This window comes from Streptomyces sp. NPDC003720 (genome assembly GCF_042875075.1).
GTDB lineage: Bacteria > Actinomycetota > Actinomycetes > Streptomycetales > Streptomycetaceae > Streptomyces.
This window is the reverse complement of record NZ_JBIANZ010000003.1, coordinates 148447-162979: the sequence shown is the minus strand read 5'-3', so window position 1 is coordinate 162979 and position 14533 is coordinate 148447. Positions and strand designations below refer to the sequence as shown.

Genomic DNA, 14533 nt, shown 5'->3' with positions numbered 1-14533 from the left:
TACCGGTGGGGTGTGACAGGAGGCTCCCCGTCCGGGGATGCCGGAGTCTTCTCGGCGTCCGTCGGCCCCGGGACCCCGGCGCGGTCGGCCGCGTAGTCGCGGCGCCCCCGACCGGCGCCTCAACAGCGCGCGCGGAGTTCGTCGTTCGGGTCGGCCCGGACTCCGGAGACCCGGGGGGCCTCATGCCTGGAGGATGCCCTCGACGCCGCGCAGAAAGGTCTCGGTGACGAGCTGCGGGTCGAAGAGGCAGCCGGCCGCCATCGCGCCGTCCCGCAGCATGACGAGGTGCCGGCCGGTCTCGTCCGCGGGCTCGCGGCCGGCCCGTGCCAGCAGGTCCGTGACGGTCTCCAGGAACCACTGGCGGTGTGCCAGTACGGCCTGGTGGACGGGGTGGGCCGGGTCGGGGTATTCGGCCACCGCGTTGAGGAAGGCGCAGCCTCGGAACCCCGGGGATCCGATGCCCTCCGCGATGGACCGGGCGACGGCCCTGACCTTGTCCGCCGCCGACTCGGCGCCCTGCTCCGCGGCGGCCACCTGCCCCCGGATCCCCTGGTCGGCCAGGTCGAGGTAGGCGAGGACGAGTTCCTCCTTGCCCGAGAAGTGCCGGTAGAGCGTCGCCCGCGTGACCTGCGCCTCCGCGATGATCCGGTCGACGCCGACGGAGTGGATCCCCTCGGCGTAGAAGACCCTCGTCGCCGTCGCGAGCAGCCGCGCTCGCGCCTCGGACGTGCTGCCTGTCGCTGTGCCCCGGCTCATGGAGGCGAGGTTACCAAAACCGTGAGGGAGAACGTTCGGTCTTGACAGGCGCCACGGCACCCACTTCCATGAGAGGTAGACCGAACGTTCTCCCTCACCCTGGGAAGGCATCCCGTGGACACCGTCGTCGCCACCGCCACCACCCGCTCCAGCGTCCCCGCGACCCTGCGGAAGCTGTACCTCCTGCGCTTCGCCTTCGCCGCCGTGTGGGCCGCCCTGCTGTTCGCGACCGCCGGCGCGCTGAACCCGGCGAGCGCGGCGCTCCTGGTGATCTATCCCCTGTTCGACGTCGCGTGCGCCGTCTTCGACGTCCGGTCCGCCAGGGCCGACGGCGGCCCGGTGCGCCACCTGTACGCGAACATCGCGCTCAGCGCCCTCACCGGCGCCGGTCTCGCCGCGGCCGCCGCGTCCGGGATTCCGGCGGTACTGCGCGTCTGGGGCGCCTGGGCCGTCGCCGCGGGCGTGGTCCAGCTCCTCGTCGGCGCAGCAAGGCGCCGGCTGGGAGGACAGTGGGCGATGATCGCGAGCGGCGCCCTCTCCACCCTCGCCGGCGCGTCGTTCTTCGCCCAGGCGGGCTCGTCCGGCGCCTCCCTGGGCAGCCTGGCCGGTTACGCCCTCCTCGGCGGGATCTTCTTCCTCGTGTCCGCCCTCCGGCTGGGGCGCGCCCGCGCGGAGGCGTGACTCCGCGCCTCCCGGCGCCGCACGCCACCGGGTGGTCCGGCAGCGCCCGGACCACCCGGTGGTCACGATTGAGTTTCAGCCACCCTTACCCCCCTTGTCTTGGCTCGTGTAATCGATTCCAATCCTTCGTGCACGTCGATGTAATCGATTCCATGAGTTCCACAAGGAGGTGGAGCCCGCGATGGCGAGCATCAAGGACGTCGCCGCCGCGGCGGGCGTCTCGGTCGCCACGGTGTCGCGCGTCCTGAACGAGCACCCGTCGGTCAGCGCGGACGCACGCACACGCGTGCTGGCCGCCGTCGAGGCGCTGGGCTACCGTCCCAACGCCGTCGCCCGTTCCCTGCGCACCGACCAGACCCGCACCCTCGGCCTGGTCATCAGCGACGTACTGAACCCGTACTTCACCGAGCTGGCCCGCTCCGTCGAGGAGGAGGCCCGCGCGCTCGGCTACAGCGTGATCATCGGCAACGCGGACGAGCGGCCGGACCTCCAGGACCACCATGTGCGGACCCTGCTGGACCGCCGCATAGACGGCCTGCTGGTCTCCCCCACCGACGGCGGCTCCCCGCTGATGCTGGACGCCGTGCGCGCGGGGACGCCGATGGTGTTCGTCGACCGGTGGATCCCGGGCGTCGAGGTGCCCGTGGTGCGGGCGGACGGACAGCGCGCCGTCCGGGACCTGGTCGCGCACCTGCACGGGCTCGGGCACCGGCGGCTCGCGATCATCTCCGGACCCGCGGCCACCACCACCGGCAGCGAGCGCGTCGAGGCGTTCCGGGCCGCGCTGGCCGAGTACGGGCTGGACCTGCCGGACGCCTACACCGGCCAGGGCGACTTCCAGGCCGAGAGCGGCCGGCGGGTCACCGAGGGCTTCCTCGACCTGCCGGAGCCGCCCGAGGCGGTCTTCGCCGCGGACAACCTGATGGCGCTCGGCGCCCTGGACGCGATCCGCGCGCGCGGGCTGCGCGTCCCGGACGACATCGCGCTCGCCGCCTTCGACGACATCCGCTGGTTTGTGCACACCGATCCGCCGGTCACCGCGATCGCCCAGCCCACGGGCGAACTGGGCCGGGCCGCCGTACGGGCCCTGGTGGACCGCATCGGGGGACTGCCCGGCGAGTCCGTCACCCTCCCCGCCCGTCTCGTCGTGCGCCGCTCGTGCGGCGCGCCCTCCGGCGGGACCCCCGTAACGAACAGGAGCGAGTCGTGAGCGACAGGGACGAGTTGCTGCGCATCGAGGGCATCCGGAAGACCTTCCCCGGCGTGGTGGCGCTGGACGGCGTCGACTTCTCCTTGCGCCGGGGCGAGGTGCACGTGCTGCTCGGCGAGAACGGCGCGGGCAAGAGCACGCTCATCAAGATGCTCTCCGGCGCCTACACGCCCGACGGCGGGCGGATCCTCGTCGGCGGCGAGGAGGTGCGCATCCATGGTGCGCAGGACTCCGAACGCCTCGGGATCGCCACCATCTACCAGGAGTTCAACCTCGTTCCCGACCTCACGGTCGCCGAGAACATCTTCCTCGGCCGGCAGCCGCGCCGGTTCGGGATGATCGACCGGAAGCGGATGGAGGCCGACGCCGAGGTCCTGCTGCAGCGGGTCGGCGTGAACGTGTCGCCCCGCGCGCGGGTGCGTGAACTCGGCATCGCGCGCCTGCAGATGGTCGAGATCGCCAAGGCGCTCAGCCTGGACGCGCGCGCGCTGATCATGGACGAGCCGACCGCCGTGCTCACCTCCGAGGAGGTCGACAAGCTGTTCCGGATCGTGCGCCGGCTGCGCGAGGACGGCGTCGGCGTCGTCTTCATCACCCACCACCTGGAGGAGATCGCCGCCCTGGGCGACCGGGTCACCGTCATCCGGGACGGCAGGAGCGTCGGGCAGGTCCCGGCCGCCACCCCGGAGGCCGAGCTGGTCCGGCTCATGGTGGGCCGCGCCATCGAGCAGCAGTACCCCCGCGAGCGGGCCGACCGGGGCGGTGCGCTGCTCAGCGTCGAGGGCCTGACCCGCGACGGCGTCTTCCACGACGTCAGCTTCGAGGTGCACGCCGGTGAGGTGGTCGGCATCGCCGGCCTGGTCGGCGCCGGCCGGACCGAGGTGGTCCGCGCGGTCTTCGGGGCCGACCGGTACGACAAGGGGGCCGTGAAGGTCGCCGGGACGGCCCTGAAGGGCCACGACGTCAACGCCGCCATGGCGGCCGGCGTCGGACTGATCCCCGAGGACCGCAAGGGCCAGGGGCTCGTGCTCGACCAGTCGGTCGAGGAGAACCTCGGCCTGGTCACCATGCGCGCCGCCACGCGCGCCGGGCTCGTCGACCTCAAGGGCCAGCGCGAGGCCGCCGCACGGATCGCGGGGCAGCTCGGCGTGCGGATGGCCGGGCTCGGCCAGCACGTGCGGACCCTGTCCGGCGGCAACCAGCAGAAGGTCGTCATCGGCAAGTGGCTGCTGGCGAACACCAAGGTGCTGATCCTCGACGAGCCGACGCGCGGCATCGACGTCGGCGCCAAGGTCGAGATCTACCAGCTCATCAACGAGCTGACCGCGGCCGGCGCCGCCGTACTCATGATCTCCAGCGATCTGCCCGAGGTGCTCGGCATGAGCGACCGGGTGCTGGTGATGGCCCAGGGCCGGATCGCGGGCGAACTGTCCGCCGACGAGGCCACCCAGGACTCCGTGATGGCACTCGCCGTCAGCAACCCCACGACCGACAAGGAGGCCGCTCGTGGCCACTGACACGCTCGAGAGCAGGACGGGCGCCGGTGGCGCCACGGCGGTACGCCGGCTGCTCCTGGAGAACGGCGCGCTGACCGCGCTGATCGTCCTCGTCATCGCCATGTCGGCGCTGTCGGGCGACTTCCTGACCACCGACAACCTGCTCAACGTCGGCGTCCAGGCGGCCGTGACCGCCGTCCTGGCCTTCGGCGTCACCTTCGTCATCGTCTCGGCGGGCATCGACCTGTCGGTCGGCTCGGTGGCGGCCCTGTCGGCCACCGTCCTCGCCTGGACGGCCACCTCGCACGGCGTGCCGGTCGTCGTGGCGGTGCTGCTGGCCCTCGTGACCGGCGTCGCGGCCGGGCTCGTCAACGGCTTCCTGATCGCGTACGGCAAGCTCCCGCCGTTCATCGCGACGCTGGCCATGCTCTCGGTGGCCCGCGGTCTGTCGCTGGTGATCTCCGGCGGCTCCCCGATCCCCTTCCCCGACTCCGTCTCGCACCTCGGGGACACCCTCGGCGGCTGGCTGCCGGTGCCGGTGCTCGTGATGATCGTGATGGGTCTGATCGCCGCCCTCGTGCTCGGCCGGACCTACATCGGCCGCTCGATGTACGCGATCGGCGGCAACGAGGAGGCCGCGCGTCTGTCCGGCCTGCGGGTGAAGAAGCAGAAGCTCGCCATCTACGCCCTGTCCGGCGTGTTCGCCGCCGTCGCGGGTGTCGTGCTCGCCTCCCGGCTGTCCTCCGCGCAGCCCCAGGCGGCCGACGGCTACGAGCTGGACGCGATCGCCGCGGTCGTGATCGGCGGCGCCTCGCTCGCGGGCGGCACCGGCAAGGCGTCCGGCACGCTGATCGGCGCGCTGATCCTCGCGGTGCTGCGCAACGGCCTGAACCTGCTGAACGTCTCCGCCTTCTGGCAGCAGGTCGTCATCGGCGTCGTGATCGCGCTGGCCGTCCTCTTCGACACGCTGCGCCGCAAGGCGGGGGCGGCCCCGGCGGCGGCCGGCGCCTCTCCCGGCGGCAAGGGCAGGCAGGCGGGGACGTACGCGCTCGCGGCGGTCGTCACCGTGGCGATCGTCGGCGCGACCTCCTTCCTGCACAACGGCTCCTCCTCGTCGGCGAACCCGAAGATGGGCCTGTCCCTGTCCACCCTCAACAACCCCTTCTTCGTGCAGATCCGGGCGGGCGCCCAGGCCGAGGCGAAGAAGCTGGGCGTGGACCTCACGGTCACGGACGCCCAGAACGACGCCTCCCAGCAGGCCAACCAGCTCCAGAACTTCACCAGCTCGAACGCCGGCGCGATCATCGTCAACCCGGTGGACTCGGACGCGGCGAGCAACTCCGTGAAGGCCGCCGACAAGGCCGGGATCCCGGTCGTCGCCGTCGACCGCGGGGTCAACAACGCGAAGACGAGCACCCTGGTGGCCTCGGACAACGTGGCCGGCGGCGAGCTGGCCGCGAAGACGGTCGCCGAGAAGCTCAGCGGCAAGGGCAGGATCGTCATCCTGCAGGGCCAGGCGGGCACCTCCGCCGCCCGTGAGCGGGCGGCGGGCTTCGCCAAGGGGCTGAAGGCCTACCCGGGCATCCAGGTCCTGGCCCAGCAGCCGGCCGACTTCGACCGCACCAAGGGGCTCGACGTGATGTCGAACCTGCTGCAGGCCCACCCCGACGTGCAGGGCGTCATCGCCGCCAACGACGAGATGGCCCTCGGCGCGATCAAGGCGCTGGGCGCCAAGGCCGGCCGGTCGGTCCAGGTGGTCGGCTTCGACGGCACCCCGGACGGACTGAAGGCCGTCGAGGGCGGCACGCTGTACGCGTCCGTGGCGCAGCAGCCCAGCCAGCTCGGCCGGATCGCGGTCGACAACGCGCTGAAGGCGGTCCAGGGCGAGAAGGTCGGATCTGCCGTCAAGGTGCCGGTCAAGGTGGTCACGAAGGACAACGTGGCCGGGTTCACCGGCTGACATCGGCGAGCGGGCGGGCGGTCCTCGGGGACCGCCCGCCCCGGTCATCTCTCAGGGGAGTCAATTCCATGTACGACTACGACCTCCTGGTCGTGGGTTCGGCCAACGCCGACCTGGTGATCGGGGTCGAGCGGCGGCCGGCCGCCGGCGAGACGGTGCTGGGCGGCGACCTGGCCGTCCACCCGGGCGGCAAGGGCGGCAACCAGGCGGTCGCGGCCGCCCGGCTCGGCGCGCGCACGGCCCTGCTGGCCCGGGTCGGCGACGACGCCCACGGCCGGTTGCTGCTGGACGGGCAGCGGGCGGCCGGGGTGGACACGGCGGGCGTGCTGGTGGGCGGGGCGCCGACCGGTGTCGCGCTGATCACCGTCGACCCCTCCGGCGACAACAGCATCGTGGTGTCGCCCGGCGCCAACGCCCGGCTCACCCCGGCGGACGTGCGGGCGGCCGCGGGTCTGCTGCGCGCCTCGCGGGTGGTGTCGGCGCAGCTGGAGATTCCGCTGGAGACGGTCGTGGAGGTCGTGCGGAACCTGCCGGACGGCGGCCGGTTCGTGCTGAACCCGTCCCCGCCGCGCGAGCTGCCCGCGGAGGTGCTGGCGGCCTGCGATCCGCTGATCGTCAACGAGCACGAGGCCCGGGTGCTCCTCGGCGGGGAGGACGTGAGCGGTGAACCGGCGGACTGGGCGCCCCTGCTGCTGGCCCGGGGCCCGCGCTCGGTGGTGGTGACGCTCGGCGCCGCCGGCGCCCTGGTGTGCGACTCCTCCGGTGTGACCCCGGTGCCGTCGGTGCGGGTGGACGCGGTGGACACCACCGGCGCGGGCGACGCGTTCACCGCGGCCCTGGCCTGGAAGCTGGGGTCGGGCGCCGCGCTGCCGGACGCGGCGGCCTACGCGGCCTTGGTGGGCGCGGCCGCGGTGACGCGGCCCGGTGCCCAGGAGTCGTACCCGACGGCGGCGGAGGCCGAGGCGCTCGGCGAGCGGGGCGGTGACCGGTGAAGCGGGCGGGCATTCTCAATCGTCATCTGGCCGGTGCGCTGGCCGCGCTGGGGCACGGCGACGGGGTGCTGGTGTGCGACGCGGGCATGCCGATACCGGACGGGCCGCGTGTGGTGGACCTCGCCTTCCGCGCGGGCGTGCCCTCGTTCGCGGAGGTCCTGGACGGGCTGCTGGCCGAGCTGGTGGTGGAGGGGGCCACGGCCGCCGAGGAGGTGCGGGACGCCAATCCCGCGGCGAGCGCGCTGCTCGACGGCCACTTCCCGGAGCTGGCGCTGGTGCCGCACGAGCGGCTGAAGGAGCTGTCCGCGGGGGCCCGGCTGGTGGTGCGCACCGGGGAGGCACGGCCGTACGCGAACGTGCTGCTGCGGTGCGGGGTGTTCTTCTGACGCTCGGGCGGCGGCGCCCGGACGTTTCGAGGGGGTGCGCCCGGTCCGTCGACCGGGCGCACCCCCTCGGCTTTTCCCCTCCGTGCCGGAACCCCTCAGATCCCCCCCGGGTCCCTCCCCAGGAGTTCCAGACGACGGGTTCGACCCGGGAGGCGGGGCGAGGGTTGTACGGGGTCCGGAATTTTTCTCACCGGATCACATGCGCGACGAACCGCTGCGCCGTCTCGGCCAGCACCTCGCGGCCGTCCCGGGCCCACAGCCCCTCGTTGAACAGCTCGACCTCGATGGGCCCCGTGTAGCCGGCCGCCTCCACGTACCCCTTCCACTCCCGCATGTCGACCGAGCCGTCGCCGATCTGCCCGCGGCCGTTGAGGACCCCCTCGGGAAGCGGTGTGGTCCAGTCGGCGAGCTGGAAGGTGTGGATGCGGCCGGCCGCGCCCGCGCGGGCGATCTGCTCGGGCGCCCGGTCGTCCCACCACAGGTGGTAGGTGTCCACGGTCACGCCCACCTGGTGCGCGGGGAAGCGCTCGGCGAGGTCCAGGGCCTGGGCGAGGGTGGAGACCACGCAGCGGTCGGACGCGAACATGGGGTGCAGCGGTTCGACGGCGAGGCGTACGCCGTGCTCCTCTGCGTACGGCCCGAGTTCGGCGAGGGCGTCCGCGATGCGCTCGCGGGCCGCCCGCAGGTCCTTGGAGCCGGGCGGCAGCCCGCCGGAGACGAGGACCAGGGTGTCGGTGCCGAGGGCCGCGGCCTCGTCGATAGCGCGGCGGTTGTCGGCCAGGGCCGCCGCCCGCTCCCCGGGACCGGCCGCCGTGAGGAAGCCGCCGCGGCACAGCGTGGTGACCGTCAGACCAGCGTCCCGGACCAGCTTGGCGGTCGCCTCCACGCCGTAGGACTGGACGGGCTCGCGCCACAGGCCGACGCCCGGAACGCCCAACCGGACGCAGGCGTCGGCCAGTTCCGGCAGGGAGAGCTGCCTGACCGTCATCTGGTTGATGGAGAAGCGGGCGAGATCGGTGCGTGCGGGACCGGTGCTCACTGGTTCACCCCGTACATCGACAGCAGGTTCCGCATGCGCTCCTCGGCCTGCTTCGGGTCGGGGAACAGGCCCAGACCGTCGGCGAGTTCGTAGGCGCGGGCGAGGTGCGGCAGCGAGCGGGCCGACTGCAGGCCGCCGACCATCGTGAAGTGGCTCTGGTGGCCGGCCAGCCAGGCCAGGAACACGACTCCGGTCTTGTAGAAGCGGGTCGGCGCCTGGAAGAGGTGGCGGGACAGGGCCACGGTCGGATCGAGCAGGGCGCGGAAGCCGGCCGTGTCGCCCGTGTCCAGGACCCGTACCGCCTCGGCGGCCGGCGGGCCGAGCGGGTCGAAGACGCCGAGCAGGGCGTGGCTGAAGCCCTGGTCGTCGCCCGCGATCAGCTCGGGGTAGTGGAAGTCGTCGCCGGTGTAGCAGCGCACGCCGCGCGGGAGCCGGCGGCGCAGGTCGACCTCGCGCCGGGCGTCCAGCAGGGAGACCTTGATGCCGTCGACCTTGTCGGGGTGGGCGGCGACGACGTCGAGGAAGGTCTCGGTGGCCGCGTCGAGGTCGGACGAGCCCCAGTAGCCCTCGAGCGCCGGGTCGAACATCGGGCCGAGCCAGTGCAGGATCACCGGTTCGGCGGCCTGGCGCAGGAGGTGGCCGTACGTCTCCAGGTAGTCCTCGGGGCCGCGCGCGGCGGACGTGAGCGCCCTGGACGCCATGACGATGGCCTGCGCGCCCGCCTCCTCGACGACCGCGAGCTGCTCCTCGTAGGCCGCGCGGATGCCGGCCAGGGTGCCGCCGGCGATCTGGTCGGTGCCGACGCCGCAGGCGATACGGCCGCCTACCGCCCGGGCCTCCGCGGCCGAGCGGCGGATGAGCTCGGCCGCGCCCGCCCAGTCCAGGCCCATGCCGCGCTGGGCGGTGTCCATGGCCTCGGCGACGCCGAGCCCGTGGGACCACAGATGGCGGCGGAAGGCGAGGGTGGCGTCCCAGTCGACGGCGGCGGGCGAGTCGGGGCTGGTGTCGGCGAACGGGTCGGCCACGACGTGCGCCGCCGAGAAGACGATGCGGGAGGTGAGGGGGGTGCCGGGGGTGACGGCGAGCGGTTCGGTCCGCGGCTCGTAGGTCCGCAGTCCCCCGCCGGCGTCCGGGAGTCGGATGGTCACAGCGTGATCTCCGGGACCTCGAGGCGGCGGCCCTCGGCCGAGGACCGCAGGCCCAGCTCGGCGAGCTGGACGCCGCGGGCGCCGGCCAGCAGGTCCCAGTGGTAGGGGGTGCCGGCGTGCACGTGCTTGAGGAACAGCTCCCACTGGGCCTTGAAGCCGTTGTCGAACTGCTGGTTGTCCGGGACCTCCTGCCACTGGTCGCGGAAGACCTCGGTGGCGGGGATGTCCGGGTTCCAGACCGGCTTGGGGGTGGCCGAGCGGTGCTGGACGCGGCACCTGCGCAGGCCCGCGACCGCGGAGCCCTCGGTGCCGTCCACCTGGAACTCGACCAGTTCGTCGCGGTTGACGCGCACCGCCCAGGAGGAGTTGATCTGGGCGATCGCGCCGCCCTCGAGCTCGAAGACGCCGTACGCGGCGTCGTCCGCGGTCGCGTCGTAGGGCTTGCCGTTCTCGTCCCAGCGCTGCGGGACGTGGGTGGCGGCCAGGGCCTGGACGGAGGTCACCCGGCCGAACAGCTCGTGCAGGACGTACTCCCAGTGCGGGAACATGTCGACGACGATGCCGCCGCCGTCCTCGGCGCGGTAGTTCCAGGACGGGCGCTGGGCGTCCTGCCAGTCGCCCTCGAAGACCCAGTAGCCGAACTCGCCCCGCACGGACAGGATGCGGCCGAAGAAGCCGCCGTCGACGAGCCGCTTCAGCTTGAGCAGCCCCGGCAGGAAGATCTTGTCCTGGACCACGCCGTGCCTGACGCCCTTCTCGCGGGCGAGCCGGGCGAGTTCGAGGGCGCCGTCGAGTCCGGTGGCGGTGGGCTTCTCGGTGTAGACGTGCTTGCCCGCCGCGATCGCCTTCCGGAGGGCGTCCTCGCGGGCGGAGGTGACCTGGGAGTCGAAGTAGACGTCGACGTCCGGATCGGCGAGCACCGCGTCCAGGTCGGTGGAGACGTGCTCCAGGCCGTGCCGGTCGGCGATCTCCCGCAGGGCGTGCTCGCGGCGGCCGAGCAGGATCGGCTCGGGCCACAGCACGGTGCCGTCGCCGAGGTCGAGGCCGCCCTGCTCGCGCAGGGCGAGGATGGACCGGACGAGATGCTGGCGGTAGCCCATGCGTCCGGTCACGCCGTTCATGGCGATACGCACCGTCTTGCGTGTCACGTGAGTCCCTTCGTAACGCCGGTGCGGCCTCGTTCGGCGGGGCCGGCGTCGTCATCGTCAGCAAGTGCAGCAAGCGCTTTCTACGACGAGAAGCTAGCCTCTGCACAGCGCTCCGGACAAGACCGTGTCCTCTTCGAGTTGTTCGAGGGGGCGAACGAACCGCCTGGTTGGCCTTATGGTCTGCTCGGCACGGACGGAACCGTGACCGTGCCCGGCCTGTCTACGAGGACGTACGAGCACCAATGCGCAACCCCCCGCGCGACCGGAGGACGACGAGATGACGGTGACCCTGGCGGACGTGGCGGCCCGCGCACAGGTCTCCCCCGCGACGGTTTCGCGCGTGCTGAACGGCAACTACCCGGTGGCCGCGTCCACCCGGGAGCGCGTGCTGCGGGCGGTCGACGAGCTGGACTACGTGCTCAACGGCCCGGCCAGCTCGCTCGCGGCGGCCACCTCGGACCTCGTGGGCATCCTCGTCAACGACATCGCGGACCCGTTCTTCGGGATCATGGCGAGTGCGATACAGGCCGAGATCGGGGGGCCGGGCGGCCGGGCGGGCGGCGAGCGGCTGGCGGTCGTGTGCAACACCGGCGGCTCGCCGGAGCGGGAGCTGACGTACCTGACCCTGCTGCAGCGGCAGCGGGCCGCGGCGGTGGTGCTGACCGGCGGGGCCGTGGAGAACGAGCCGCACGCGGCGGCGGTCTCGGCCAAGCTGCGCAAGCTGGCGGAGGCCGGGACCCGGGTGGTGCTCTGCGGGCGGCCGCCCGCGCCGGACACCGAGGCGATCGCGCTGACCTTCGACAACCGCGGGGGCGCCCGCGCCCTGACCGACCACCTCATCGGCCTCGGCCACCGGCGGCTCGGCTACATCGCGGGCCCCGAGGAGCGCACCACCACCCGGCACCGGCTGGAGGGTCACCGCGCGGCGCTGGAGGCGGCCGGTGTCGAGGAGGACCCGCGGTGGACGGTGTACGGCCGCTACGACCGCCGGTCCGGTCACGAGGCCACGCTGGAACTGCTGCGCCGGGACCCGTCCCTGACGGCGATCGTCGCCGCGAACGACTCCGTCGCGCTGGGCGCGTGTGCCGCGCTGCGGGAGTCCGGGCTGCGCATCCCCGAGGACGTCTCGGTGGCCGGCTTCGACGACCTGCCGTTCAGCGTCGACGCGGTGCCGTCGCTGACGACGGTGCGGTTGCCGCTGTCCGAGGCGGGTGCGCGGGCGGGGCGGATCGCCATGGGCCGTGAGGAGGCTCCGCCGGGTGGGATCGCGTCGGTGCGGGGGGAGTTGATGGTGCGGGGGTCCTCCGGGGTTCCGCGGGGGGCCTAGCTCGGGGTGCTTGGGGGGTCCGTGGGGCGCCTACTGGCTCGTGGTGCTTGGGGGGCGTGGGGCGCCTACTGGCTCGGGGTGCTGGGGGGCGTGCGGCGCCTACTGGCTCGGGGTGCTGGGGGTGGCTTGGGCGGGTGCGCGTTGGTGGGGGCTGGTCGCGCAGTTCCCCGCGCCCCTCTTTTGCTGGGCGGCGTTGGTTGGGTTCCGGGGTTTCGGGGGCCGTCGCGCAGTTCCCCGCGCCCCTCATCTGGTGGGCGGCGTTGGTTGGGTTCCGGGGTTTCGGGGGCCGTCGCGCAGTTCCCCGCGCCCCTCTTCTGCTGGGCGGCGTTGGTTGGGTTCCGGTGTTTCGGGGGCCGTCGCGCAGTTCCCCGCGCCCCTCTTCTGCTGGGCGGCGTTGGTTGAGTTCCGGTGTTTCGGGGGCCGTCGCGCCGTTCCCCGCGCCCCTCATTTGCTGGGCGGCGTTGGTTGGGTTCCGGGGTTTCGGGGGCCGTCGCGCAGTTCCCCGCGCCCCTCATTTGGTGGGCGGCGTTGGTTGGGTTCCGGGGTTTCGGGGGCCGTCGCGCAGTTCCCCGCGCCCCTCATTTGGTGGGCGGCGTTGCTTTGGTGCTGGGGTTCTTGGCGGGCCTAGGGTCGGGGTTGTGGGAATGGGTGCTTCTGATGACGGCGAGGGCGTGCTGCGGGCGCCGATGGCCGGTGATCTCGGGTGGATCGTGCAGCGCAACGGCGCTCTGTACGCGGCCGAGTACGGCTGGAACGCCGAGTACGAGGGGCTGGTCGCGAGGATCGTCGCCGACTTCGCCGAGGACCACGACCCGCGCCTGGAGCGGGTGTGGATCGCCGAGCTGGACGGCCGGGTGGTGGGCTGCGTGATGTGTGTGCGGGACTCGGCCCCGCACACCGCGCGACTGCGGCTGCTGCTCGTCGAGCCCTCCGCGCGCGGGCACGGGATCGGCGACCGGCTGGTGCGCGCCGTCGTCGGCTTCGCCCGCGAGGCCGGCTACCGGGAACTGGTGCTGTGGACCAACGACGTCCTCAGCGGGGCCCGGCGTCTTTACCGGCGGCACGGCTTCGTGCTCGTCGCCGAGAAGCCGCACCACTCCTTCGGCAAGGATCTGGTCGGCCAGGACTGGCGGTTGGATCTCCGCGGAACGGCCCCCTGACGAGTAGGGTCCGAGCATGAAGCTGGCGTTCTCCACTCTCGGTGTCCCCGGCCTGGCCGTCCCCGATGTCCTGGCGCTCGCGACCGCGCACGGTTACCACGGTGTGGAACTGCGCGCCCATCCCGAGGAGCCCGTGCACCCGGGCCTGTCCCCCGCCGAGCGCGCGGAGACGGCCGCGCTGTTCAAAGCGTCCGGAATCGAACTGCTCGGCCTGGCCGGATACACGCGCGTCGCCGCGCCCGGCGACGACGCACCCGTCCTCGACGACATCCGGCTGCTCCTGCAACTCGCCCACGACCTGGGCGCCCCCTTCGTCCGGGTCTTCCCCGGCGCCGATCCCGACCGGCCCCGCGAGGAGTCCGAGGCCCTCGCCGCCCGGCGGCTCGGTGCCGCCGCCGAGGACGCCGCCGCGCTCGGCGTCCGGATCCTGGTGGAGACCCACGACTCGCACCGCACCGGCGCCGACGTGATCCGTGTGCTGGGCCCGGTCGGGCACCGTCAGGTGGGTGCGCTGTGGGACGTGATGCACACCTGGCTGGGCGGCGAACAGCCCGCCGACAGCTACGCGGCGCTCTCCCCGCACCTCGGCTACGTCCAGGTCAAGGACATCGCCTCGGCCGACGACCGCGCGCCGCTGCCGCTCGGCGCGGGCGTCCTGCCGCTCACCGAGTGCGTGGACGTCCTGTGCCGCAACGGCTGGGACGGCTGGCTGTGCTGGGAGTACGAGAAGCGCTGGTACGAGCACGCCACGCCGCTCCCCGAGCTGTTGTCCGCGGGCCGCGACCACCTCGTACGCCTGCTCGGCGAGGCGGCCTAGCCGACCCGCCCACCGGCCGCCCGGCCCAGACGTGCCACAGCCCGGCCCCGGGCGAGCACCCGGCGCCGGGCGGCCGACCATGGGCCACAACAACCCCGGCGAGCCTGCTCGCCCTCCCACGTAGGGCCCGCTGAGGTCGCCCGGTCCGACCGGTCGCGTCCACGGTCGCCCAGGGCAGACGTCGAACCGCCCAGTCTCGGACGAGCACTCCGCGCCCGGCGGCCGGCCACGCGCCACGAAAACCCCCAGCAAGCCGGCTCACCCTCCTACGCACGGCCCTATGAGGCAGGCCCGGTCCGACCGGTCATGTCCACAGTCGCCCAGGGCAGACGTCGAACCGCCCAGTCTCGGACGAGCACTCCGCGCCCGGCGGCCGGCCACGCGCCACGAAAACCCCCAGCAAGCCGGCTCAC

General features: G+C 73.2%; 12 protein-coding genes and 1 pseudogene. 9 read left to right on the top strand and 4 right to left on the bottom strand.

The window, feature by feature from the left end:
* Positions 1-180: 180 nt before the first annotated feature.
* Positions 181-756 (bottom strand): TetR/AcrR family transcriptional regulator, encoded by a 576-nt coding sequence (locus ACFYU0_RS09630; RefSeq protein WP_389299225.1) that lies wholly within the window; start codon positions 754-756, stop codon positions 181-183.
* Positions 757-870: 114 nt separating this feature from the next.
* Between ACFYU0_RS09630 and ACFYU0_RS09625 the strand changes: the two genes are divergently transcribed.
* The 6 genes from ACFYU0_RS09625 to rbsD all read left to right on the top strand — a co-directional run bounded on the left by ACFYU0_RS09625 (position 871) and on the right by rbsD (position 7481).
* Complete coding sequence (locus tag ACFYU0_RS09625; RefSeq protein ID WP_389299223.1) at positions 871-1437, top strand: hypothetical protein; 567 nt, start codon at positions 871-873, stop codon at positions 1435-1437.
* 181 nt (positions 1438-1618) lie between these two features.
* On the top strand, positions 1619-2647 hold the full coding sequence (locus ACFYU0_RS09620) for a LacI family DNA-binding transcriptional regulator (RefSeq protein WP_351658944.1): 1029 nt from the start codon (positions 1619-1621) through the stop codon (positions 2645-2647).
* Positions 2644-4164 carry a sugar ABC transporter ATP-binding protein gene (locus ACFYU0_RS09615; protein ID WP_389299219.1) on the top strand — a complete coding sequence of 507 codons (1521 nt, stop codon included), beginning with the start codon at positions 2644-2646 and terminating at the stop codon, positions 4162-4164. The genes ACFYU0_RS09620 and ACFYU0_RS09615 overlap by 4 nt, the downstream gene beginning before the upstream one ends.
* Complete coding sequence (locus ACFYU0_RS09610; RefSeq protein ID WP_389299216.1) at positions 4154-6103, top strand: substrate-binding domain-containing protein; 1950 nt, start codon at positions 4154-4156, stop codon at positions 6101-6103. Before ACFYU0_RS09615 ends, ACFYU0_RS09610 begins: the two co-directional genes overlap by 11 nt.
* Positions 6104-6171: 68 nt before the next feature.
* Positions 6172-7095 carry a ribokinase gene (locus ACFYU0_RS09605; RefSeq protein WP_351658936.1) on the top strand — a complete coding sequence of 308 codons (924 nt, stop codon included), beginning with the start codon at positions 6172-6174 and terminating at the stop codon, positions 7093-7095.
* Positions 7092-7481: a D-ribose pyranase gene (rbsD, locus tag ACFYU0_RS09600; RefSeq protein WP_358931622.1), complete on the top strand. Its 390-nt coding sequence runs from the start codon at positions 7092-7094 to the stop codon at positions 7479-7481. The genes ACFYU0_RS09605 and rbsD overlap by 4 nt, the downstream gene beginning before the upstream one ends.
* A 187-nt stretch (positions 7482-7668) precedes the next feature.
* Here rbsD and ACFYU0_RS09595 read toward each other — a convergent pair whose 3' ends face one another.
* The 3 genes from ACFYU0_RS09595 to ACFYU0_RS09585 are packed head-to-tail and all read right to left on the bottom strand — an operon-like array spanning position 7669 to position 10816.
* On the bottom strand, positions 7669-8469 hold the full coding sequence (locus ACFYU0_RS09595; RefSeq protein ID WP_389299919.1) for a sugar phosphate isomerase/epimerase family protein: 801 nt from the start codon (positions 8467-8469) through the stop codon (positions 7669-7671).
* A gap of 47 nt (positions 8470-8516) precedes the next feature.
* A complete protein-coding gene (locus ACFYU0_RS09590; RefSeq protein ID WP_389299213.1) occupies positions 8517-9668 on the bottom strand; it encodes a dihydrodipicolinate synthase family protein in 1152 nt (383 codons plus the stop codon).
* Positions 9665-10816, bottom strand: coding sequence for a Gfo/Idh/MocA family oxidoreductase (locus tag ACFYU0_RS09585; protein WP_351658927.1), 1152 nt, complete (start codon positions 10814-10816; stop codon positions 9665-9667). The genes ACFYU0_RS09590 and ACFYU0_RS09585 overlap by 4 nt, the downstream gene beginning before the upstream one ends.
* A gap of 277 nt (positions 10817-11093) precedes the next feature.
* Here ACFYU0_RS09585 and ACFYU0_RS09580 point away from each other — a divergent pair, with 277 nt between their 5' ends.
* The 3 genes and pseudogenes from ACFYU0_RS09580 (at position 11094) to ACFYU0_RS09570 (ending at position 14120) form a co-directional block, all read left to right on the top strand.
* Positions 11094-12143 (top strand): LacI family DNA-binding transcriptional regulator, encoded by a 1050-nt coding sequence (locus ACFYU0_RS09580; protein ID WP_389299209.1) that lies wholly within the window; start codon positions 11094-11096, stop codon positions 12141-12143.
* Between the two features lie 671 nt (positions 12144-12814).
* Positions 12815-13303: pseudogene (locus tag ACFYU0_RS09575) on the top strand (GNAT family N-acetyltransferase); the annotation flags it as partial.
* A gap of 16 nt (positions 13304-13319) precedes the next feature.
* Positions 13320-14120: a sugar phosphate isomerase/epimerase family protein gene (locus ACFYU0_RS09570; RefSeq protein WP_351658921.1), complete on the top strand. Its 801-nt coding sequence runs from the start codon at positions 13320-13322 to the stop codon at positions 14118-14120.
* Positions 14121-14533 lie beyond the last annotated feature (413 nt).

Coding starts and splice junctions, on each gene's coding strand:
- ACFYU0_RS09595 (WP_389299919.1), bottom strand. CDS start 8,469: ATGACGGTCAGGCAGCTCTCCCTGCCGGAACTGGCCGACGCCTGCGTC.
- ACFYU0_RS09605 (WP_351658936.1), top strand. CDS start 6,172: ATGTACGACTACGACCTCCTGGTCGTGGGTTCGGCCAACGCCGACCTG.
- ACFYU0_RS09630 (WP_389299225.1), bottom strand. CDS start 756: ATGAGCCGGGGCACAGCGACAGGCAGCACGTCCGAGGCGCGAGCGCGG.
- ACFYU0_RS09620 (WP_351658944.1), top strand. CDS start 1,619: ATGGCGAGCATCAAGGACGTCGCCGCCGCGGCGGGCGTCTCGGTCGCC.
- ACFYU0_RS09580 (WP_389299209.1), top strand. CDS start 11,094: ATGACGGTGACCCTGGCGGACGTGGCGGCCCGCGCACAGGTCTCCCCC.
- ACFYU0_RS09570 (WP_351658921.1), top strand. CDS start 13,320: ATGAAGCTGGCGTTCTCCACTCTCGGTGTCCCCGGCCTGGCCGTCCCC.